Source organism: Amycolatopsis thermalba (assembly GCF_003385215.1).
GTDB lineage: Bacteria > Actinomycetota > Actinomycetes > Mycobacteriales > Pseudonocardiaceae > Amycolatopsis_E > Amycolatopsis_E thermalba.
Genome location: NZ_PQHW01000055.1, coordinates 15,963 through 36,862, shown reverse-complemented (window position 1 = coordinate 36,862; position 20,900 = coordinate 15,963). Strand labels below are relative to the sequence as shown.

The window sequence follows — 20,900 nt, the reverse complement described above, 5'->3', positions numbered from 1 at the left end:
CAGTCAGCGCAGGCGCTGCAGGCGTACCGTCAAGCCGTCCACCGGGACCGGTAGCGACACGTAGTCCCACTTGATGCGGTATCCCTCGGGCACCGACCAGCGGTACGTGCGCAGCATCTCGTGCAGCAGGAGCTTCACCTCGTTGTTCCCGAAGTGCATCCCGATGCACTTGTGCGCCCCGCCGCCGAAGGGCATCCACGCGAACCGGTGCGACTTGTCCTCCCGCCGCCCCTCGGCGAACCGCTCCGGGTCGAACGCGCGCGGGTTCGTCCAGTGCTCCGGCGAATAGTGGTTCGTGTTGGGCGACACGCTGCACATCGTCCCGGCCGGGATGTAGTGCCCCAGCACCGATGTGTCCTTCACCGTCTTGCGCGGCAGCGACGGCACCGGCGCCGTCAGCCGCAACGCCTCCTTGATCACCAGGTCCAGCGTGGTCAGCTTCTCCAGCGCCGCCAGATCCGGCAGGTCGTCGCCCAGCGCCAGCGACTCCTCCCGCGCCCGCTCCTGCCACTCCGGGTGCTTCGCCAGGTGGTAGGCCACCGCGGAACTGGTGATCGTCGCCGTGTCGTGGGCCGCCATCATCAGGAAGATCATGTGGTTGATGACGTCGTCGTCGGTGAACTCGGCCCCGTCGTCGCCCCGCGCGTGGCACAGCGCCGAGAACAGGTCGGCGCCCTCGCTGCGGCGCTTCGACGGCAGCTTCTCGGCGAAGTACCGCTCCAGCACGCGCCGTCCGTGCAGGACCGCCGCCCACCGGCCGCCCGGCACCGGCACCCGCACCAGCGCCGTCGCCGCCCGTACCGTGCCCACGAACGCCCGGTTGATCGCGTCGGCGTCCGCGCCCGGCGGCATGTCCATGAACACCCGCGACGCGACGTCCAGCGTGAGCCGCTTCAGCAGCCAGTACAGCCGCGGCCGCTCGGCACCGGCCCACGCCGCCACACCCTCGCGCAGGACCGGCGCCGCCTGCCGCATGTAGCCGGCCAGCTTGTCGCGCGTGAACGCCTCCTGCATGATCCGCCGGTGCAGGTGGTGCTCCTCGAAGTCCAGCAGCATCAGCCCGCGGTGGAAGAACCGCTCGATGAAGAACTGCCAGCCCTCCTGCGAGAACGCCTTGTCCTTGTTCACCAGCGCGGCCTGGGTGGCGTCCGGGCCGGCCAGCACGACGATCCGCTGCCCGAACGCCCCCATCCACGACACCGGCCCGTACCGTTCGAACCGGTGCAGCGCGAAGTCCAGCCCGAACCGCATCGACTCGATGGCGTGCCCGACGACCGGCGCCCCCGCGTCGCCGATGACCGGCTCCAGCCCGCTGCCCGCGGGCGGGGCCGCCAGCTCCCGCACCGGCCACCGCTGGTCCAGCAGGCGGCGGTCGACGGCCCGGGGGAGGGGGATGGCGGTCAGAGGTGGAACACGTTCCCGGAACGCCCGGACGACGGCACTGGTCACGATCGCGCCTCCTTGCGAAAACGTGGCTGATCACCACGGTCCCGCACCACCCCCTCACCCGGCAAGGGTGAATCTTCAAGGAGTCGATCGGCTTTCGTAGCGGTGCGGGTAGCGGAACCTCAGACGCCCCCTCGCTGTGGGATCGCCTCCTCATGAATGCCACTTCACCACGTCGGCGCTGTCCTCGCGAGGGGACGTCTGAGAACCCGCGGCGGTGCCGGTTGCGCACGCCGGAGCACCGGGCTCCGCCACGGGATCGAGGTGTTCAGTCCCAGGCGAGCGATCCACCCGTCTGGTACTCGGTCACCCGCGTCTCGAAGAAGTTCTTCTCCTTGCGCAGGTCCATCGCCTCCGACATCCACGGGAACGGGTTCTCGTTCTCGCCGAAGATCGGGGCCAGCCCGAGCTGCTGGGCGCGCCGGTCGGTGATGAAGCGCAGGTACTGCTCGCACAGCGCCGCCGACAGGCCGAGCATCCCGCGCGGCATCGTGTCCCGCGCGTAGGCGACCTCCAGCTCACACGCCTCGGTGAGCATCTCCCGCACCTCGGCCTGGAACTCCGGCGACCACAGGTGCGGGTTCTCGATCTTGATCTGGTTGATGCAGTCGATGCCGAAGTTCAGGTGGATCGACTCGTCGCGCAGGATGTACTGGAACTGCTCGGCGATCCCCACCATCTTGTTGCGCCGCCCCAGCGACAGGATCTGCGCGAACCCGGTGTAGAACCACATGCCCTCGAACACCACGTAGAAGGCCACCAGATCGCGCAGGAAGTCCTGGTCCGCGGCCGCGGTGCCGGTCGCGAAGTCCGGGTTCTCCAGGTTCCGCGTGTACTTCAGCGCCCACGCGTCCTTGTCGGTGATGGACGGGACCTCGCGGTAGGCGTTGAACAGCTCGCCCTCGTCCAGGCCCAGGCTTTCGCAGATGTACTGGAAGGTGTGCGTGTGCACGGCCTCCTCGAACGCCTGGCGCAGCAGGTACTGGCGGCACTCCGGGTTGGTGATCTGCCGGTACACCGCCAGCACCAGGTTGTTCGCCACCAGCGACTCGGCCGTGGCGAAGAAGCCGAGGTTGCGCTTGACCATGCGGCGCTCGTCCTCGGTCAGCCCGTCCGGCGACTTCCACAGCGCGATGTCGGCCTGCATCGCCACCTCGGTCGGCATCCAGTGGTTGCTGCAGCCGGCCAGGTACTTCTCCCACGCCCAGTGGTACTTCAGCGGCAGCAGCTGGTTGACGTCCGCGCGGGCGTTGATCATCGCCTTGTCGTCGACGCTGACCCGGTCCGCGCCGCGGCTGATCGCGCCGAGCCCGGTCGCGTCGGTTTCGGTGGTGGTCACTGGCAGGCCTCGCAGTCGGGGTCGTCGATCCGGCAGGCGGCGAACTCGGGTTCCGGAACCGCAGCGGGCACGGCGGCCGGAACGGTGGCGGGCACCGCGTTGAGCTTGCCGTCCGTGCCGCGCAGCGTGCTCTTCTCCACGCTCGTGGCGGCCTTGGCCCGCAGGTAGTAGGTCGTCTTCAGGCCCTTGTGCCACGCGTACCGGTACAGCTCGTCCAGCTTGCGGCCGCTCGGCGCGGCGATGTAGAGGTTGAGCGACTGGGCCTGGTCGATCCACTTCTGCCGGCGCGAGGCGGCGTCCACCAGCCACTTGCTGTCGATCTCGAACGCGGTCGCGTAGAGCCGCTTCAGATCGGCCGGCACCCGGTCGATCCGGGCGAGGCTGCCGTCGAAGTACTTCAGGTCGGCCACCATCGCCTCGTCCCACAGGCCGCGCTCCTTCAGCGCCGCGACCAGGTGCGGGTTGACCACGGTGAAGTCGCCGGACATGTTCGACTTGACGTAGAGGTTCTGGAACAGCGGCTCGATCGACTGCCCGACCCCGCAGATGTTGGAGATCGTCGCGGTCGGCGCGATCGCCATGACGTTGGAGTTGCGCATCCCGCCGCGCACCACCTCACGCAGCGCGTCCCAGTCCAGAGTGGACGACGAGTCGACGTCGAGTGCGTCGCCCTGGCGTGCGTCGGCCAGCAGCCGCAGCGAGTCCAGCGGCAGCACACCCTGGCTCCACAGCGAGCCCTCGAAGGTCTGGTACGCGCCCCGCTCCCGCGCGAGCTGCGCCGACGCCGCGATCGCGTGGTAGCTCAGGTGCTCCATGCTGCGGTCGGCGAACTCCACCGCCTCCGGGCTGTCCACCGGCAGGCCGAGCGTGAACAGCGCGTCCTGGTAGCCCATCAGCCCCAGTCCCACCGGGCGGTGCCGCAGGTTGGACCAGCGCGCCTCCGGGATGGTGTAGAAGTTGATGTCCACGACGTTGTCCAGCATCCGCACCGCGGTGCGCACCGTGCGCTCCAGCTTCGCGGTGTCCAGGCCCTCGGCGGTGACGTGCCGGGCCAGGTTGACCGAGCCGAGGTTGCACACCGCCACTTCGTCGGCGCTGGTGTTCAGCGTGATCTCGGTGCACAGGTTGGACGAGTGCACCACGCCCGCGTGCTGCTGCGGCGAGCGCAGGTTGCTCGGGTCCTTGAAGGTGATCCACGGGTGCCCGGTCTCGAACAGCATGGTCAGCATCCGCCGCCACAGCTCCACCGCCCGCACCCGGCGGAACACGCGGATCTCGCCGCGGTCGGCCGCGGCCTCGTACTCGCGGTAGCGCTCGGCGAACGCGTTGCCGTAGAGGTCGTGCAGGTCCGGGGTCTCGTCGGGGGAGAACAGGGTCCACTGCGCGTCGGCCTCGACGCGGCGCAGGAATTCGTCGGGCACCCAGTTCGCGGTGTTCATGTCGTGGGTGCGGCGCCGGTCGTCGCCGGTGTTCTTGCGCAGGTCGAGGAACTCCTCGACGTCGATGTGCCAGGTCTCCAGGTACGCGCACGCCGCGCCCTTGCGCTTGCCGCCCTGGTTGACCGCGACCGCGGTGTCGTTCGCGATCTTCAGGAACGGCACCACGCCCTGGGAGGTGCCGTTGGTGCCCTTGATGTGGGCGCCCAGCCCGCGCACCGGGGTCCAGTCGTTGCCCAGCCCGCCGGAGTACTTCGCCAGCAGTGCGTTGTTCTTGTAGGACTGGAAGATCGCGTCCAGGCTGTCCTCGACCGTGGTCAGGAAGCACGACGACAGCTGCGCCCGGGTGGTGCCGGAGTTGAACAGCGTCGGCGTGGAGGCCATGAAGTCGAAGCTGGACAGCAGGTCGTAGAACTCCACCGCCCGGGCCTCGCGGTCGTCCTCGCGCAGGGCCAGGCCCATCGCCACGCGCAGGAAGAACGCCTGCGGCAGCTCGAACCGGGTGCCGTTCTCGTGCAGGAAGTACCGGTCGTAGAGGGTCTGCAGGCCGAGGAAGCCGAAGTCCAGGTCGCGGTCCGGGCGGATCGCGGCGGTGACGCGGTCCAGGTCGAAGCGGGCCAGCTCCGGGTCCACCAGCTCCAGCTCGATCGCCCGGTGCAGGTAGTCGCGGAAGTAGCCGGGGTAGTCCAGTTCGGCGTGCGAGGCCTGGCGCGGCTCGCCCGCGAGGTGGCTCAGCGCCTCGCCGCGCAGCTTGTCCAGCAGCAGGCGCGCGGTGACGGCCGAGTAGTTGGGCTCGCGCTCGACCAGCGTGCGAGCGGCCATGATCAGCGCCAGGGCCAGCTCGTCGGCGCCGATCCCGTCGTAGAGGTTGCGTTCGGCCTCGGCCAGGACCGGCTCCGCCGCGACGTCGTCGATCCCGGCGACAGCCTCGCCGACGACGCGGGCCACGCGCTCGCGGTCCAGCGGGCGCAGCTCGCCGTCCGGGTGCTTGACGCGGATCGCCGCCGGGGCCGGGGCGGTCTCGCGGGCCTTGGCGTGCTCCTCGCGGTAGAGCACGTAGGCGCGGGCGACCTTGTGGTGGCCGCCACGCATCAGCGCCAGCTCCACCAGGTCCTGGATCTGCTCCAGGTGCACGGCGTCCCCGGTGGCGTGGCGGCGCAGCGAGGACTCGACCTGCGCGGTCAGCTCGCCGACGACGTGGTGGATCCGCGACGACGCGGCGGCCCCGTCACCCTCGGCGGCGAGGAAGGCCTTCGTCAGCGCGACGGAGATCCGGCTCGCGTCGAAGGGCGACGCCTCGCCGTCCCGGCGGATCACCCGCAGCGTGGCTGCCGGCGCCGGGGAGGTTTCCACAGACATGCATCACTCCGTTTTCGGGCGCGTTTCATCGGCACACCGGCCTGGTCGCCGGCGTGCTGGGGTGGGCACGACTCGTACCGGACGGGCCCCCGCTCGCTTCCCCTGGCGTCGGGCCCTACCGGTGATCGAAGACTACATCTTGGGGTTGGCCTGTCCAGTGACCCCAAGATGCGGGCGTGTCGGCGCGCCGTGCTAGGCAAAACAATCAAGCGTGCTTGATTTTTCCGTTCCGGGGTGCCACGCTCGGCAGCAAGCGTGCGCGAGGAGGCGGATGGCGTGGCGGACCCCGGACCGATCCTGCGGGACCTGGCCGACGAGAGCCGGGAACTGGACGACCTGGTGAGCGAGGCCGAGTGGTCGGTCCCGACCCCGGCGGAGGGCTGGACGATCGCGCACCAGATCGCGCACCTGGCGTGGACCGACGCCAAGGCGCTGATCGCGGTGCGCACCCCCGACGAGTTCCCGGCCGAGGTCCAGCGGGCCTTGGCCGCGGGAGAGGACTTCGTCGACCAGGGGGCGCGGGAACTGGCCGGAAAACCGCGCGAAGAGCTGCTCGCGCTGTGGCGGTCCGGGCGTGACGAGCTGGCGAACGAGCTGGCGCGGGTTCCGGACGGGCAGAAGCTGCCGTGGTACGGGCCGCCGATGAGTGCGGCGTCCATGGCGACCGCGCGGCTGATGGAGACCTGGGCGCACGCGCAGGACGTCTACGACGCGTTCGGCCTGCGGCGGGAGCCGGCCCGCCGGCTGTGGCAGATCGCGCGGTTCGGGGTGCGCACCCGCAACTTCGCGTTCTCGGTGCACGGACTCGCCCCGCCCGCCGAGGAGTTCCGCGTCGAACTGTCCGGGGTGGACGGTGAAGAGTGGACGTTCGGCCCGGAGGACGCCGCACAACGCGTCACCGGGTCCGCGCTCGGGTTCTGCCTCGTCGTCACGCAGCGGCGGCACCCGGCCGACACCGACGTCGTGGCGGCCGGTCCGGACGCGGAGAAGTGGCTGGAGATCGCGCAGGCCTTCGCCGGCCCGCCCGGTTCCGGGCGGAAGGCGGGGCAGTTCGCATGACCGTGCTGCGCATCGGCAACGCCTCCGGCTTCTACGGCGACCGGTTCTCCGCCGTGCGCGAGATGCTCACCGGCGGCCCGCTGGACGTGCTGACCGGCGACTACCTCGCCGAGCTCACCATGCTGATCCTCGGCCGGGACCGGCTCAAGGACGCCACCCGCGGCTACGCCAAGACGTTCCTGCGCCAGATGGCGGACAACCTCGCACTGGCGAAGGAGAACGGCGTCAGGATCGTCACCAACGCGGGCGGGCTGAACCCGGCCGGGCTGGCCGCCGCGATCCGCGAGCTGGCGCGGGAGCAGGGCCTGGACGTCGCAGTAGCCCACGTCGAGGGCGACGACCTGCTGTCCCGGGTGGACGAACTGGGACTCGGGAAACCGTTGACCGCCAACGCCTACCTCGGCGCCTGGGGTATCGCCGCGTGCCTGGAGCGCGGTGCGGACGTCGTCGTCACCGGACGGGTCACCGACGCCTCGCTGGTCGTCGGCCCGGCCGCCGCGCACTTCGGGTGGGCGCGCGACGACTACGACGCCCTCGCCGGCGCGGTGGCCGCCGGGCACGTCATCGAATGCGGCGCCCAGGCCACCGGCGGCAACTACGCGTTCTTCACCGAACACGACACCGGCACCCCGGGTTTCCCGATCGCGGAGATCGCCGCCGACGGCTCCAGCGTGATCACCAAGCACCCGGGCACCGGGGGAGCGGTGACCGCGGGCACCGTCACCGCCCAGCTGCTGTACGAGATCGCCGGCGCGCGCTACGCCGGACCGGACGTCACCGCGCGGTTCGACACCCTGACGCTCACCGAGGAGGGCCCGGACCGCGTGCGGATCTCCGGCACCCGCGGCGAGCCGCCACCGCCGACGCTCAAGGTGTGCCTGAACACCCTCGGCGGCTTCCGCAACGAGACCACCTTCGTGCTGACCGGGCCGGACATCGAGGCCAAGGCCGCGCTGGTGCGCGACCAGCTCGAAGGTGCGCTCAAGGCCAGGCCGCCCGCGGAGATCCGCTGGACCCTGGCCCGCACCGACCACACCGACGCCGACACCGAGCAACGGGCCAGCGCCCTGCTGCACTGCGCGGTCAAGGACGCCGATCCGAAGGTGGCCGGGCGCGCGTTCAGCGGCGCGGCGATCGAACTGGCCCTGGCGAGCTACCCCGGCTTCCACGTCACCGCGCCGCCCTCGGACGCCTCGCCGTACGGCGTCTACACGGCGGCCTACGTGGACGCCGCCGAAGTGCCGCACGTGGCCGTGCTGCCCGACGGGTCCCGGCTGGACATCGCGCCCGCGACGGACACCCTGGACTTGTCCGAAGTGGATGATCCGGAGCTGCCGGAACCGTTGCCGGACGGGCCGACCCGGCGCGTGCCGCTGGGCACGATCCTCGGCGCCCGCAGCGGCGACAAGGGCGGCGACGCCAACCTCGGCGTGTGGGCACGCTCGGACGAGGCGTGGCGCTGGCTCGCGCACCACCTGACCGTCGCGGAGTTCCAGCGGCTGCTACCGGAGACCGCGGATCTCACCGTCCGCCGGTACGCGCTGCCCAACCTGCGCGCGCTCAACTTCGTCGTCGAAGGGCTGCTCGGGCAGGGGGTCGCGTCGCAGGCCCGGTTCGACCCGCAGGCCAAGGCGTTCGGCGAGTGGCTGCGCGCCCGCCACGCCGACATCCCGGAGGTGCTGCTGTGACCGACCCGTTCGCCACGCCCGAGCGGACCGCGCTGCGCAAGACCGTGCGCCGGTTCGTCGAGACCGAGGTGCTGCCGCACCTGGACGACTGGGAGCGCGCCGGTGAGCTGCCGCGCGACCTGCACCGCAAGGCCGGCGAGATCGGCCTGCTCGGGGTGTCGTTCCCGGAGAGCGCCGGTGGCGGGGGCGGGAACTTCCTCGACGCGATGACCGTCACCGAGGAAATCCTGTACGCGGGCGGCTCGGGCGGGCTGATCGCGTCGCTGTTCACCAACGGCATCGCGTTGCCGCACATCGTGACCGCGGGCGGTGCCGAGCAGATCGAACGCTGGGCGCGGCCGACGATCGAGGGCCGTCTCATCGGGTCGCTGGCGATCACCGAACCCGACGGCGGCTCCGACGTCGCCGGGATCCGCACCACCGCCCGCCGGGAAGGCGACCACTACGTCGTCAACGGCGCCAAGACCTACATCACCTCCGGCACCCGCGCCGACTTCGTGACCACCGCGGTGCGCACCGGCGGTCCGGGCGCTCACGGCGTGTCGCTGCTGGTCATCGAGCGGGACACGCCCGGCTTCACGGTCAGCCGCAAGCTGGAGAAGATGGGCTGGCACTGCTCGGACACCGCCGAGCTGTCCTTCGCCGACGCCCGCGTGCCGGTGCAGAACCTGGTGGGCGAGGAGAACACCGGGTTCATCCAGATCGCCACCCACTTCGTCACCGAGCGGCTCTCCCTCGCCGTGCAGGGGTACGCGACCGCGCAGCGCGCCCTGGACCTGACCCTGGAATGGTGCCGCCTGCGGGAGACGTTCGGCCGCCCGCTGATCTCCCGCCAGCTGGTGCAGCACAAGCTGGTGGAGATGGCCCGGCGGATCGACCTCGCCCGCGTCTACACGCGACACATCGCGCAGCGGTTCGTGGCCGGCGAGGAGGTCATCGCGGAGGCGTGCTTCGCGAAGAACACCGCGGTCGAGACGGCCGAGTGGGTGGTCAACGAGGCGGTCCAGCTGCACGGCGGCCTCGGCTACCTGCGGGAGTCCGAAGTGGAACGGCACTACCGCGATGTCCGCATCCTCGGCATCGGCGGCGGCACCAACGAGATCCTGGCGGGTCTCGCGGCGAAGAGATTGGGGTACACGGCTTGAGCGTGATCCGGTCCGGAGCGGACACAGGGAGCGCGGAGTTCGCGGCCAACCGGGAGGCGATGGCGGCCAAGCTCGCCGAGCTGGAGGCCGAGCACGGGAAGGCGATCGCGGGTGGCGGCGAGAAGTACGTCGAACGCCACCGCAAACGCGGCAAGCTGCTCGCCCGGGAGCGGATCGAGCTGCTCATCGACGAGGACTCGCCGTTCCTGGAGCTGTCGCCGCTGGCCGCGTGGGGCACGAACTACCACGTCGGCGGCAGCGTCGTCACCGGCATCGGCGTGGTCGAGGGCGTCGAGTGCATGATCGTCGCCAACGACCCGACCGTGAAGGGCGGCGCCAGCAACCCGTCCAGCCTCAAGAAGGGCCTGCGGGCGGCCGAGATCGCGGCGCAGAACCGGCTGCCCACGATCAACCTGGTCGAGTCCGGCGGCGCGGACCTGCCCACGCAGAAGGAGATCTTCATCCCGGGCGGGGCCACCTTCCGCAACCTGACGACCTCCTCGGCGGCGCGGATCCCGACCATCGCGCTGGTGTTCGGCAACTCCACCGCCGGCGGCGCCTACCTGCCCGGCATGTCCGACTACGTGGTGATGGTCAAGGAACGCGCGAAGGTGTTCCTCGGTGGCCCGCCGCTGGTCAAGATGGCCACCGGCGAGGAGTCCGACGACGAGTCGCTGGGCGGCGCGGAGATGCACGCGCGCACCTCGGGCCTGGCCGACTACCTCGCGCACGACGAGCAGGACGCCATCCGCATCGGCCGCGGCATCGTCAAGCGGCTCAACTGGCACAAGCAGGGCCCGTCGCCGAAACCGGACTACGCCGAGCCGGTGCTGGACGCCCAGGACCTGCTCGGCATCGTGCCCACCGACCTGAAGATCCCGTTCGACCCGCGCGAGGTGATCGGCCGGATCGTCGACGGCTCCGACTTCGACGAGTTCAAACCGCTCTACGGCACCAGCCTGGTCACCGGGTGGGCCAACCTGCACGGCTACCCGATCGGGGTCCTCGCCAACGCCCAGGGCGTGCTGTTCAGCGAGGAGTCGCAGAAGGCCACCCAGTTCATCCAGCTGGCGAACCAGACCGACACCCCGCTGCTGTTCCTGCACAACACCACCGGCTACATGGTCGGCAAGGAGTACGAGCAGGGCGGCATCATCAAGCACGGCGCGATGATGATCAACGCGGTGTCCAACTCGAAGGTCCCGCACCTGTCCGTCCTCATGGGAGCGTCCTACGGCGCCGGGCACTACGGCATGTGCGGGCGAGCCTACGGGCCGCGGTTCCTGTTCGCCTGGCCCAGCGCCAAGTCCGCGGTGATGGGCCCGGCGCAGCTGGCCGGGGTGCTGTCGATCGTGGCCCGCCAGGCCGCGGCCGGGCGCGGGCAGCCCTACGACGAGGACGCCGACGCCGCGATGCGCGCCATGGTCGAGCAGCAGATCGAGGCCGAGTCGCTGCCGATGTTCCTGTCCGGCATGCTCTACGACGACGGCATCATCGACCCGCGCGACACCCGCACCGTGCTCGGGCTGTGCCTGTCCGCCATCCACAATGGACCGATCAGGGGCGCCGAGGGCTTCGGCGTCTTCCGGATGTGAGTGACGTGATCGACAACGTTCTGGTCGCCAACCGCGGGGAGATCGCCCGCCGCGTGTTCCGCACCTGCTCCGCCCTGGGCATCGCCCGCACGGCCGTGTTCTCCGACGCCGACGCCGGATCCCCGCACGTCGCCGAGGCCGACGCGGCGGTCCGGCTGCCCGGCAACACCCCGTCCGAAACCTACCTGCGGGCCGACCTGCTGGTGGCGGCCGCGCGCTCGGCGGGCGAGGCCGCCGTGCACCCCGGCTACGGGTTCCTCTCCGAGAACGCCGGGTTCGCCCGGGCCGTGATCGACGCCGGGCTGACCTGGATCGGCCCGCCGCCGTCCGCGATCGAGACCATGGGCTCCAAAGTGGAGTCCAAGCGGCTGATGGACGCCGCCGGGGTGCCGGTCCTGTCCGAACTGGACCCGTCCGCGGTCACCGAGGACGACCTGCCGGTGCTGGTCAAGGCTTCCGCCGGGGGCGGCGGCCGGGGCATGCGCATCGTGCGGTCCCTGGACGAGCTGGCCGACGCCGTGCGGAGCGCGAGCGCGGAGGCGGCCTCGGCGTTCGGCGATCCGACCGTGTTCTGCGAGCGGTACCTGGAAACCGGGCGGCACATCGAGGTCCAGGTGCTCGCCGACACCCACGGCACGGTGTGGGCGCTGGGGGAGCGGGAGTGCTCGATCCAGCGGCGGCACCAGAAGGTGGTCGAGGAAGCACCGTCCCCGCTGGTCGACGACGCGATGCGAGCGGAGCTGTTCGACGCCGCCCGCAAGGCGGCGAAGGCCATCGACTACGTCGGCGCGGGAACCGTCGAGTTCCTCGCAGTACCCCGCGGGACACCCGCACCCGGGGAGACGACGGCAGATTTCTACTTCCTGGAGATGAACACCCGCCTGCAGGTCGAGCACCCGGTCACCGAATGCGTCACCGGCCTGGACCTGGTCGCGCTGCAGATCCGCATCGCCGAGGGGGAGCGGCTGCCCGCCGAACCGCCCCCGTCGCGCGGGCACGCCATCGAGATACGACTGTATGCCGAAGACCCGGCCGCCGGGTGGCAGCCGCAGAGCGGGGCGCTGCACCGGTTCGACATCCCGGGCGTGGACACCGAGTTCGCGCTCGGCGGCGAGGCCGGGCTGCGGTTGGACGCGGGGGTGGCCGACGGCTCGGTGGTCGGCGTGCACTACGACCCGATGCTCGCCAAGGTGATCGCCTGGGCGCCGACCCGGGCGGAGGCGGCCCGGCGGCTCGCGCGCGCCCTGGCCGGGGCGCGCATCCACGGCCTGCGCACCAACCGCGACCTGCTGGTCAACGTGCTGCGGCACGAGGAGTTCCTGGCCGGGCACACCGACACCGCGTTCCTGGACCGGCACGGGCTGGACGTCCTGTCCCGCCCGCTCGCGGATGCCGCCGCGGTGCGGCTGTCGGCCACGGCGGCGGCGCTCGCCGAGGCCGCGGCCAACCGGGCGTCGGCGCGGACCCTCGGCCGGCTGCCCGCCGGGTGGCGCAACGTGACCTCCGCGCCCCTCCGCAGGCGCTACCTCGCGGGGGACATCGAGGTCGAGGTCGAATACCGGGCCGGTCTGCGGGCCGACGGCGCGGACGTGGTCGAAGCCACACCCGAGCGGGTCGTGCTCGACGTCGACGGGGTCCGGCGGGTGTTCACCGTCGGCCGGTACCCGGGGCTGGTGTGCGTGGACTCCGCGCTCGGGGCCGTCGACCTGGTCCCGGTGCCGCGGTTCACCGACCCGGAGGCCGCGCTCGCCGCGGGCTCGCTGGTCGCGCCGATGCCCGGCACCGTGCTGCGGATCGCCGTCGCGCTCGGCGACACCGTGTCCGCCGGCGACCCCCTGTTGTGGCTGGAAGCCATGAAGATGGAACACCGGATCACCGCGCCCGCCGACGGCGTGGTCACCGACCTGCCCGTGTCGGTGGGGCAGCAGGTCGAACCGGGCGCCGTCCTCGCCGTCGTCACCCCTGAGGAGCAAGCATGAACTTCGTCGAGTCCGAAGAGCGGATCGCGCTGCGCAAGGCGGTCGGCGACCTGGCCCGCGGCTACGGGCACGAGTACTACGTGAAGGTCGCGCGCAGCGGCGGCCACACCAGCGACCTGTGGAACGAGGCCGGGCGGCTGGGCTACCTCGGCGTGTCGGTGCCCGAGGAGTACGGCGGAGGCGGCGCCGGGATCGGCGACCTGGCCGCGGTGTGCGAGGAGTTCTGCGCGGCGGGCACGCCGATGCTGCTGATGGTGGTGTCCCCGGCGATCTGCGCCACGGTCATCGCCCGCTACGGCACCGAGGAGCAGAAGCGCTCGTGGCTGCCGCGGTTCGCCACCGGCGAGGTGCGGATGTCCTTCGCCATCACCGAACCCGACGCCGGGTCCAATTCGCACCGTCTCACCACGACGGCCAAGCGCGACGGTGCCGACTGGATCCTCAACGGGCGCAAGGTGTTCATCTCCGGTGTGGATGAGGCCGACGCGGTGCTGGTCGTCGGCCGCACGGAGGACGCGAAGACCGGCAAGCTCAAGCCGGCGCTGTTCATCGTGCCCACGAACACGCCCGGGTTCGAGTACCGGCAGATCGAAATGGACCTCGTCTCGGCCGACAAGCAGTTCGGCCTGTTCCTCGACGACGTCCCGCCGCCGGCCGAGGCGCTCGTCGGCTCCGAGGACGCGGCGCTGGCGCAGCTGTTCGCGGGCCTGAACCCGGAGCGGATCATGGGCGCGTCGTTCTCCATCGGCATCGCCCGGTACGCGCTGGACAAGGGCGTGGCGTACGCGAAGGAGCGCAGCGTGTGGGGCGCGCCGATCGGCACCCACCAGGGCATCGCGCACCCGCTGGCGCAGGTCAAGATCGAGCTGGAGCTGGCCAAGCTGATGACCCAGAAGGCCGCCGCGCTGTACGACTCGGGCGACGACTTCGGGGCGGGCGAGGCCGCGAACATGGCCAAGTACGCTGGCGCGGAGGTCGCCATCAAGGCGGTCGACCAGGCGATCCAGACCCACGGCGGCAACGGCATGGCGTCGGAGTACGGGCTGGGCACGCTGCTCGCGGCCGTCCGCGTGGGCCGGATCGCGCCGGTCAGCCGCGAGATGGTGCTCAACTTCGTCGCCCAGCACTCCCTGGGCCTGCCGAAGTCGTACTAGGGAGGAACCGAAGGTGCCGGAGCCCCGCCAGGAGCGCAGCCGGACCACCCGCCGCAAGCTCATCGAGGCAGCCGTGGACTGCATCGGCGAGGTCGGGTGGGCCGGCACCACGGTCGCGCTGATCGCGCAGCGCGCGGGGGTCTCGCGCGGGGCCGCCCAGCACCACTTCCCGACGCGGGAGGACCTGGTCACGGCCGCGGTCGAGTACGTCGGCGAGGTGCAGATCGCGGAGATGCGCCGCGGCGCCGAGGGGCTGCCGTCCGGGCGGTCCCGCATCGAACCGGTGGTCGACATGCTGCTCAACCTCTACACCGGCCCCATGTTCCGCGCCGCGCTGCACCTGTGGGTGGCGGCCTCCAGCGACGAGTCGTTGCGCACCGTGCTGGTGCCGCTGCAGGCGAAGGTCGGGCGGGAGGCGCACCGGCTGGCGGTCGACCTGCTCGGGGTGGAGGAGACGCGGCCCGGGGTGCGGGAGCTGGTCCAGTCGACCCTCGACCTCGCGCGCGGGCTCGGCCTGGCGAACCTGCTGGCCGACGACACCACCCGGCGGCGCCGGATCATCCGCCAGTGGGCCCGGGTGCTGGGCCCCGCGCTGCCCGAGCCCGAGGTCACCTCGGTGGGTGGCTGACGGCGTGTCGGGGGACCGGTCGTTAACACTAATGGACCAGTGTGCGATAACAGAGGCAACAGCAGGTGACGAGGCAAGGGGGTAGATCCCGGTGTCCGGTACAGGTGAAGAGCTGTCCCATCGTGCGATGGCGATGTTGCGAGCGGTGGCCCAGGGCCGCGCCGTGATGTCGTCGAGCGTCGAGCCGGACCTTTTCATCGACGGAGTCGCCTGCTGCGACCAGATGGCCGCGCACGCCCTCGCGCACGGCGGCTACATCCGCCCGGCGCGCACCGGGGAGCGCCTGGTGCCCGCGGTCCTGACCGAGGCCGGGCAGGCCGTGCTGGCGCCCGCGGTGGGCCACGTGGCCTGACGCACCGCCGGCTCACCTCGGCCCGGCGCCGGTGCCGGGCCCGATGCCTGGGCCACACGACGGCCCTGCCTGGCTGCGGGCCCGTGGCGGAAGGTCCGCGCTCACGCGGGATTCTCGGCGTGCTCGAGCAGGCCCGGATCTCACGGGCCGACCGTTGTCCGGCCCGGCTTGCCCGGGCTGATCGGTCCCGTGATCAATCTGCCGACGAAATCCTGTCCACCACCCGCGCCGTGTGCAAGCGCCTCGACGTCACCCGGTCCGTCCCGCGGCGCCTCATCGAGGAGTGCGCCGACCTCGCCACCCAGGTCCCGACCGGTCGCAACCGCGGCCTCGGCACGGTCTGGACCACCGCGCACGCGCCGCTGGAGAAGGAACTCGCCGCCACCCTCGGCGTGCCGCACGACGAGATCATGCTGGCCGCGCTGATCCCGCTCGCCTTCACGCTCGGCACCGACTTCCGCCCCGCGCCCCGCATCGGCCGCGGCGAGGTCCTGCACTGGGACCGCTGGTGAGCCTCAGCCACGCACCCAGCGGCGGCCCAGCACCGCGTAGAGCCCGGCCGCCAAGCCGAAGCCGGCGAAACACGTCACGTCGCCCACCGCCGGCACCGCCCGCGGCACCGGCCCCGCGTACAGCGTCTGGTTCGCGAACAACACGATCGACACCACCGCCGCGACCAGGAACGCCACCAGCCCCGGCCACCCCCACCGCCCGGTGTCGGACAGCAGGCGGTCCAGCCCCGCCTGCCCGCGCCGCATCAGCTGGTCGGCGAACACCACGCCCAGCCACGGGCTCACCCAGTACGCGATCACCAGCAGGAAGTGCTCGTACGCCGTCCCCGCGTCGGCGAGCCCCAGCCACGCCAGCACGAACCCGACGACGCCGAACGCGAGCGCCACCAGCGCCCGCCGCCACGCCAGCGGCAGCTGCACGCCCAGCGTGAGGAACGCCAGCGCTCCCGAGTAGACGTTGAGCGCGTTCGCGGCCACCGCCCCGAGTGCGATCGCCAGCAGCGTCAGCGCGGCCAGCCAGCCCGGCATGTGCCCGGTGAACGCCGCGGTCGGACTGCCCTCCCCACCGCCCAGGGTCGCCGACGCCGCGCCCGTCGCCATCAGCACCGTCGTCGCCACGAACAGGCCACCGCCCGCGGCCCAGCCGACCGCCCGGCCGCTCACCGACTCCGGCAGGTATCGCGTGTAATCCGCGGCGTAAGGGTTCCAGCCCGCCGTGTACCCGAACGCCGCGCCGACGGTCAGCAGGAACCCGCCCACTCCACCGGTTCCGGCGACCGCACCCGGCGACGCCCGCGCGAACGTGACCACCGCCCCGGCCGCGAACACCACCGCCAGCACCCCGAAGATCCAGCGCTCGTAAGCCTGCACCAGGTTGTGCCCGAAGAACGCGATCCCGATCTGCAGCACCACCACGATCACCAGGCACAGCAGCACCGGCATCCCGGTCAGCGTGCCGAGCGCGAACGCCCCGCTGACGCTGTTGACCGCGAACCAGCCGATCCCCGCCGTCACCGACATCAGCGCCGCCGGCACCGTGTTGCCGCGGTAGCCGAACGCCAGGCGGCTCAACACCATCTGCGGCACCCCGAACCGCGGCCCGCGCGCGGACAGCACGCCGTGCGACACCGCGCCCAGCCCGTTGCCGATCGCCACCGCGATCACGGCCTGCGCGAAACTCAGCCCGAACGCCGACACTGCCAGCACCCCGACGAAGATCGTGGCGAACTCCAGGTTCGGCGAGGCCCACGTCCAGAACAGCTGACGCGGCCTGCCGTGCCGGTCGGCCGCCGCCACCGGCTCGATACCGCCCGGTTCGACCGCGACGACCTGTTCGCCGTATCCGCCCGTTTTCCGCCCCGCCGTGGTCGCCATGGCAGCACCGTAGGCACCCGATGTTGCGTCCGTGTTGCACCATCGGGTGAACCGCGGAACTTTCCCGCACCGCCCCGCGACCCGGACTGCGAACCCCATCCGAGGAAAGGGACGCCATGGAGAAACCGGGCAACTGCAACTGTGGCAACTGCTGTGACTGCGGCGGGGAGTACGGCCGCAACTGACGCCGTCGCGCCCCCTGGTCCCAGTGGGGTCAGGGGGCCACGGTGATCGCGTCGAGTTTCCCGCGCAGGTACTCCGACGCCACGACCTCCGGGTACGCCGTGCGGCCCAGCGGCGGCGCCAGCGAGGTGATCCGCGCGTCGTGGTCGGTTTCGTAGAAGAAGATGAGCGACACCAGGTCCTCCTCCGGCGCGTCGGCCGAGGGCGGCAGCACCCGGTGCCGCGTCGAGCGCCAGCGGTCGCCCGTCCAGCGTGCCATCAGATCCCCGATGTTGACCGTGAACGCCGCCGGGTCGTACGGCGCGTCCACCCACTCGCCGTCACTGGTGCAGACCTGCAGCCCGCCCACCCCGGCCTGCCGGTCCAGCACCGTCACCGTGCCGAAGTCGGTGTGCGGCCCGATCCGGAACTGCCCCGGCGCCGGCGCGCCGACCCGGTTCAGCGCCGGGTACCAGTTGATGTTGAACGTGTACGTCGGGTGCCCGGTGTGCCGGGTGAAGTGGTCGGACGGCAGGCCGAGCGCGGCCGCGAACACCGTCAGCAGCTCGTCCGACAGCTCCCGCATCCGCCGCAGGTACTCGCGCGACGCGGTGGCGAACTCCGGGACCTCCGCCGGCCACACGTTGGGCTGGAACCAGAACTCGTCGACCTCGGCGATCCCGGTCGCGGTGTCCGCGCCTGCCGAGTAGGACTCCTTGAGGTCCGGCGGGGTTTCGGTGCCCTCGGCGTAGCCGTTGGCCTCCACACCCGGCGGCAGCCACCCGCGCCCGCCGACCGTCACCGCGTACCGCCGCTTGACCTCGGCCGGCAGGGCGAAGAACTCCCGCGCCCGCGACCGCACCCGCGCGCGCAGCTCGTCCGGCACGCCGTGCCCGGTGATCAGCAGGAAACCGGACTCGCGCAGCGCGCGGTCCACCTCGGCGGCCACCCGGCCGCGGCCGGAACCGTCGAACCAGGACGTCAGGTCGATCAGCGGAACGGACGGCGGCATGGCTGCTCCTTCAGGAAGTCTCGACCCCGATGTCCTCGAACCACAGGTCCGGGCGCTCTTCGATGAACTCCGTCATCAGCGTGACGCACGCGGGGTCGTCCAGGATCGTGATGCCGACCCCCAGCCCGGCAAGCCAGTCGTGGCCACCGGAGAAGGTGCGGGCCTCGCCGATCACCACGTGGGAGATGCTGAACTGCCGCACCAGGCCGCTGCAATACCAACAGGGTGACAGTGTGGTGACCATCACCGTGTCGCGGTAGTGCGGCCGCCTGCCCGCGTTGCGGAAAGCCGCGGTCTCGGCGTGCATCGACGGGTCGCCGTCCTGCACGCGCCGGTTGTGACCCCGGCCCAGCAGCTCACCGTCCACAGTGAACAGCGCCGCGCCGATGGGCACGCCGCCCTCGGACTTGCCGAGCAGGGCCTCTTCGCGGGCGACGGCGAGCAGCCGGCCGGGATCGGGTTTGAGCATGCGCCCCACTCTAGAGCGAACCGAAGAACTCCAGAACGTCTTCGGCGAACAGATCCGGTTCCTCCATCGCGGCGAAGTGCCCGCCCCGGTCGAATTCCGACCAGTGCACGATGTTGTTGTCGCGCTCGGCCAGGCGGCGCACCGGCAGCACGATGTCGTGCGGGAACACCGCCACCCCCATCGGCACGTCCAGCCCGGGCTGCTTGCCCCGGCTGCGGGCCGATTCGTAGTACAGCCGCGCCGAGGAGCCCGCGGTGCCGGTCAGCCAGTAGATCATCACGTTGGTGAGCATCAGGTCCCGGTCGACGGCGTCCTCCGGGGTCTCGCCCGAATCGGTCCACTCCTGGAACTTCTCCACGATCCAGGCGAGCTGGCCGACGGGGGAGTCGTGCAGGGCGTAGGCCAGGGTCTGCGGGCGCGTCGACTGCTGTTTCATGTAGCCGGACAGCTCGCGCTGGTAGCGCTCGAGCCGGCCGAGCCGCTCCTTGTCGGCCAGGGACAGCTCGTCCAGCTCGGCGGGGTTCCCGGACGGGACGGTGCCGAGCATGTTGACGTGCACCCCGGCGACGTGCTCGGCGTCGTCGATCCCCAGCCGGCGGGAGATCGCCGAGCCCCAGTCGCCGCCCTGCGCGCCGTAGCGGTCGTAGCCCAGGCGGCGCATCAGCTCGGCGAACGCGCGGGCGACGCGTGCCACGTCCCAGCCGGCGCCGGTGGTCGGGCCGGAGAAGCCGTAGCCGGGGATGGCCGGGATGACCAGGTGGTGCCGCGCCGACAGCGCCTCGATCACCGGCAGGAACTCCACCACCGAACCGGGCCAGCCGTGGGTGAGGATCAGCGGCAGGGCGTCCTCGTCGGCGGCCCGGACGTGCAGGAAGTAGATGCGTTGCCCGTCGATCTCGGTGGTGAACTGGCCCAGCTCGTTGAGCCGCCGCTCGTGCGCGCGCCAGTCGTAGGACGTGCGCCAGTACCGGGTCAGCTCCTGGACGTAGCCGAGCGGGATGCCGTAGCTCCAGCCCACGCCCGGCAGCTCGTCCGGCCAGCGGGTCAGGTCGATGCGGGCGTGCAGGTCGTCGAGCTGGGACTGCGGGACGGCGAGGTGGAACGGGCGGATTTCGCTCATGCCGTGACGGTAGCGAGGAACCGCACCCACCGTCCGGTTCGTCGCCGGCGGCCGCACGTGCGCGGCCGGCGCCGGTAACGCCGCGCGGTACCGCCGTTTCCCGGCCCGCGCGGACCTCCCGCTGCCTCTGTGCCGACGAGGCGGCAACCCTCACCGACGCGGCTCGGCCCTTCTCGGTGGCCTTCCCGCTCTTCGTCCGGCTCGTCGAACCGCACGCGTCGGTCGAGGTCACGGCGGCCCATCCGGTCCACCACGCGCTGCCGGCGCACCCTCGCCGCCGACGCCGAGCACGCCTCGCGGGCCGGCGTGCTGAGACGTGCCGAAGGTGGGGACGGAGGTTACCGACCGCTTAGTATGTGAGGTACGGTGAGCGTCGTGGCACCGTCGCTGTCAGGGTTGCGCGCCGAGCATGCGCAGCGCGAGATCCCCGTACTCGCGGCCGAGCGCCTTGGGCGTCTTCCCGGTGCGTTCGGTGTACCAGCGCGCCACGTCGACGCCGAGCGACAGGACCGCTCGCGCGGCGGTCTTGACATCGGCCACCACGAACTGGCCCTGCGCCACGCCCTCCTCGATGACGCCGCGCACCAGGTGCTCGATGCGGCGCCGCAGGTCGGCCACCACCTGGTACTCCTGCTCCGGCAGCGCCTGCAGCTCGTACTGCACGACGCGCGCCACGGTGTGCCGCCGGGCGTGCCAGGCGACGAAGTCGGCGACGATCCGGCGCATCCGCTCCTTCGGGTCGTCGGCGCGCTTCGCGACGTCCTCGACCAGGTCGAGCGTCTGCTGGTGCCCGCTCTTGCTGATGGCGAACAGCAGCGCGGCCTTGGACGGGAAGTGCACGTACAGCGCCGCGGGGCTCATCGCGGCCGCGCCGGCGATGTCGCGCGTCGTGGTCGCGTGGTAGCCGCGGCGGGCGAAGGACTCGACTCCGGCCAGCATCAGCCGCCGCGCCGCGTCCGGCTGCACGTCCGGCCAGAGTTCGGCGGACAGCGAGATGGTCATGGCGGAATCCTCCCAGTCGGGAACCGCCTGGCGGGAGACTTGACACGGCGGTCCGGCCGTTCTCATTGT

17 protein-coding genes are annotated in these 20,900 nt (G+C 71.6%); 9 read left to right on the top strand and 8 right to left on the bottom strand.

Annotated features, from left to right (window positions below):
- Positions 1 to 3 precede the first annotated feature (3 nt).
- The 3 genes from D0D15_RS21290 to D0D15_RS21280 form a co-directional block, all read right to left on the bottom strand.
- Positions 4 to 1,449 (bottom strand): cytochrome P450, encoded by a 1,446-nt coding sequence (locus tag D0D15_RS21290; RefSeq protein WP_115944684.1) that lies wholly within the window; start codon positions 1,447 to 1,449, stop codon positions 4 to 6.
- A 265-nt stretch (positions 1,450 to 1,714) separates the two neighbouring features.
- Positions 1,715 to 2,785, bottom strand: a complete 1,071-nt coding sequence (locus D0D15_RS21285; protein ID WP_094007678.1) for a ribonucleotide-diphosphate reductase subunit beta — start codon at positions 2,783 to 2,785, stop codon at positions 1,715 to 1,717.
- Positions 2,782 to 5,580, bottom strand: a complete 2,799-nt coding sequence (locus D0D15_RS21280) for a ribonucleoside-diphosphate reductase subunit alpha (protein WP_094007677.1) — start codon at positions 5,578 to 5,580, stop codon at positions 2,782 to 2,784. The genes D0D15_RS21285 and D0D15_RS21280 overlap by 4 nt, the downstream gene beginning before the upstream one ends.
- Positions 5,581 to 5,856: 276 nt before the next feature.
- Between D0D15_RS21280 and D0D15_RS21275 the strand changes: the two genes are divergently transcribed.
- The 9 genes from D0D15_RS21275 to D0D15_RS21235 all read left to right on the top strand — a co-directional run bounded on the left by D0D15_RS21275 (position 5,857) and on the right by D0D15_RS21235 (position 15,692).
- The gene (locus tag D0D15_RS21275) at positions 5,857 to 6,639 is read left to right on the top strand and encodes a TIGR03084 family metal-binding protein (protein ID WP_094007676.1); all 783 of its coding nucleotides are present in this window, start codon (positions 5,857 to 5,859) and stop codon (positions 6,637 to 6,639) included.
- Positions 6,636 to 8,327: an acyclic terpene utilization AtuA family protein gene (locus D0D15_RS21270; protein WP_094007675.1), complete on the top strand. Its 1,692-nt coding sequence runs from the start codon at positions 6,636 to 6,638 to the stop codon at positions 8,325 to 8,327. Before D0D15_RS21275 ends, D0D15_RS21270 begins: the two co-directional genes overlap by 4 nt.
- On the top strand, positions 8,324 to 9,472 hold the full coding sequence (locus D0D15_RS21265; RefSeq protein ID WP_094007674.1) for an acyl-CoA dehydrogenase family protein: 1,149 nt from the start codon (positions 8,324 to 8,326) through the stop codon (positions 9,470 to 9,472). Before D0D15_RS21270 ends, D0D15_RS21265 begins: the two co-directional genes overlap by 4 nt.
- The gene (locus D0D15_RS21260; protein ID WP_162830626.1) at positions 9,469 to 11,067 is read left to right on the top strand and encodes an acyl-CoA carboxylase subunit beta; all 1,599 of its coding nucleotides are present in this window, start codon (positions 9,469 to 9,471) and stop codon (positions 11,065 to 11,067) included. The genes D0D15_RS21265 and D0D15_RS21260 overlap by 4 nt, the downstream gene beginning before the upstream one ends.
- Positions 11,068 to 11,072: 5 nt before the next feature.
- Complete coding sequence (locus D0D15_RS21255; RefSeq protein ID WP_115944685.1) at positions 11,073 to 13,046, top strand: ATP-binding protein; 1,974 nt, start codon at positions 11,073 to 11,075, stop codon at positions 13,044 to 13,046.
- On the top strand, positions 13,043 to 14,200 hold the full coding sequence (locus D0D15_RS21250; RefSeq protein WP_115944683.1) for an acyl-CoA dehydrogenase family protein: 1,158 nt from the start codon (positions 13,043 to 13,045) through the stop codon (positions 14,198 to 14,200). Before D0D15_RS21255 ends, D0D15_RS21250 begins: the two co-directional genes overlap by 4 nt.
- A gap of 13 nt (positions 14,201 to 14,213) precedes the next feature.
- Positions 14,214 to 14,828: a TetR/AcrR family transcriptional regulator gene (locus D0D15_RS21245; RefSeq protein ID WP_094007672.1), complete on the top strand. Its 615-nt coding sequence runs from the start codon at positions 14,214 to 14,216 to the stop codon at positions 14,826 to 14,828.
- 127 nt (positions 14,829 to 14,955) lie between these two features.
- The gene (locus D0D15_RS21240; protein WP_094007671.1) at positions 14,956 to 15,180 is read left to right on the top strand and encodes a hypothetical protein; all 225 of its coding nucleotides are present in this window, start codon (positions 14,956 to 14,958) and stop codon (positions 15,178 to 15,180) included.
- Positions 15,181 to 15,410: 230 nt separating this feature from the next.
- Positions 15,411 to 15,692 (top strand): hypothetical protein, encoded by a 282-nt coding sequence (locus D0D15_RS21235; RefSeq protein WP_233157431.1) that lies wholly within the window; start codon positions 15,411 to 15,413, stop codon positions 15,690 to 15,692.
- Positions 15,693 to 15,695: 3 nt separating this feature from the next.
- Here D0D15_RS21235 and D0D15_RS21230 read toward each other — a convergent pair whose 3' ends face one another.
- The 5 genes from D0D15_RS21230 to D0D15_RS21210 form a co-directional block, all read right to left on the bottom strand.
- The gene (locus D0D15_RS21230; protein WP_094007670.1) at positions 15,696 to 17,066 is read right to left on the bottom strand and encodes a purine-cytosine permease family protein; all 1,371 of its coding nucleotides are present in this window, start codon (positions 17,064 to 17,066) and stop codon (positions 15,696 to 15,698) included.
- 214 nt (positions 17,067 to 17,280) lie between these two features.
- The gene (locus D0D15_RS21225; RefSeq protein ID WP_094007669.1) at positions 17,281 to 18,240 is read right to left on the bottom strand and encodes an isopenicillin N synthase family dioxygenase; all 960 of its coding nucleotides are present in this window, start codon (positions 18,238 to 18,240) and stop codon (positions 17,281 to 17,283) included.
- Between the two features lie 10 nt (positions 18,241 to 18,250).
- Complete coding sequence (locus D0D15_RS21220) at positions 18,251 to 18,709, bottom strand: nucleoside deaminase (RefSeq protein WP_094007696.1); 459 nt, start codon at positions 18,707 to 18,709, stop codon at positions 18,251 to 18,253.
- A 10-nt stretch (positions 18,710 to 18,719) separates the two neighbouring features.
- Positions 18,720 to 19,829 carry an epoxide hydrolase family protein gene (locus D0D15_RS21215; RefSeq protein ID WP_094007668.1) on the bottom strand — a complete coding sequence of 370 codons (1,110 nt, stop codon included), beginning with the start codon at positions 19,827 to 19,829 and terminating at the stop codon, positions 18,720 to 18,722.
- A gap of 390 nt (positions 19,830 to 20,219) precedes the next feature.
- Positions 20,220 to 20,831 carry a TetR/AcrR family transcriptional regulator gene (locus tag D0D15_RS21210; protein ID WP_115944682.1) on the bottom strand — a complete coding sequence of 204 codons (612 nt, stop codon included), beginning with the start codon at positions 20,829 to 20,831 and terminating at the stop codon, positions 20,220 to 20,222.
- Positions 20,832 to 20,900 lie beyond the last annotated feature (69 nt).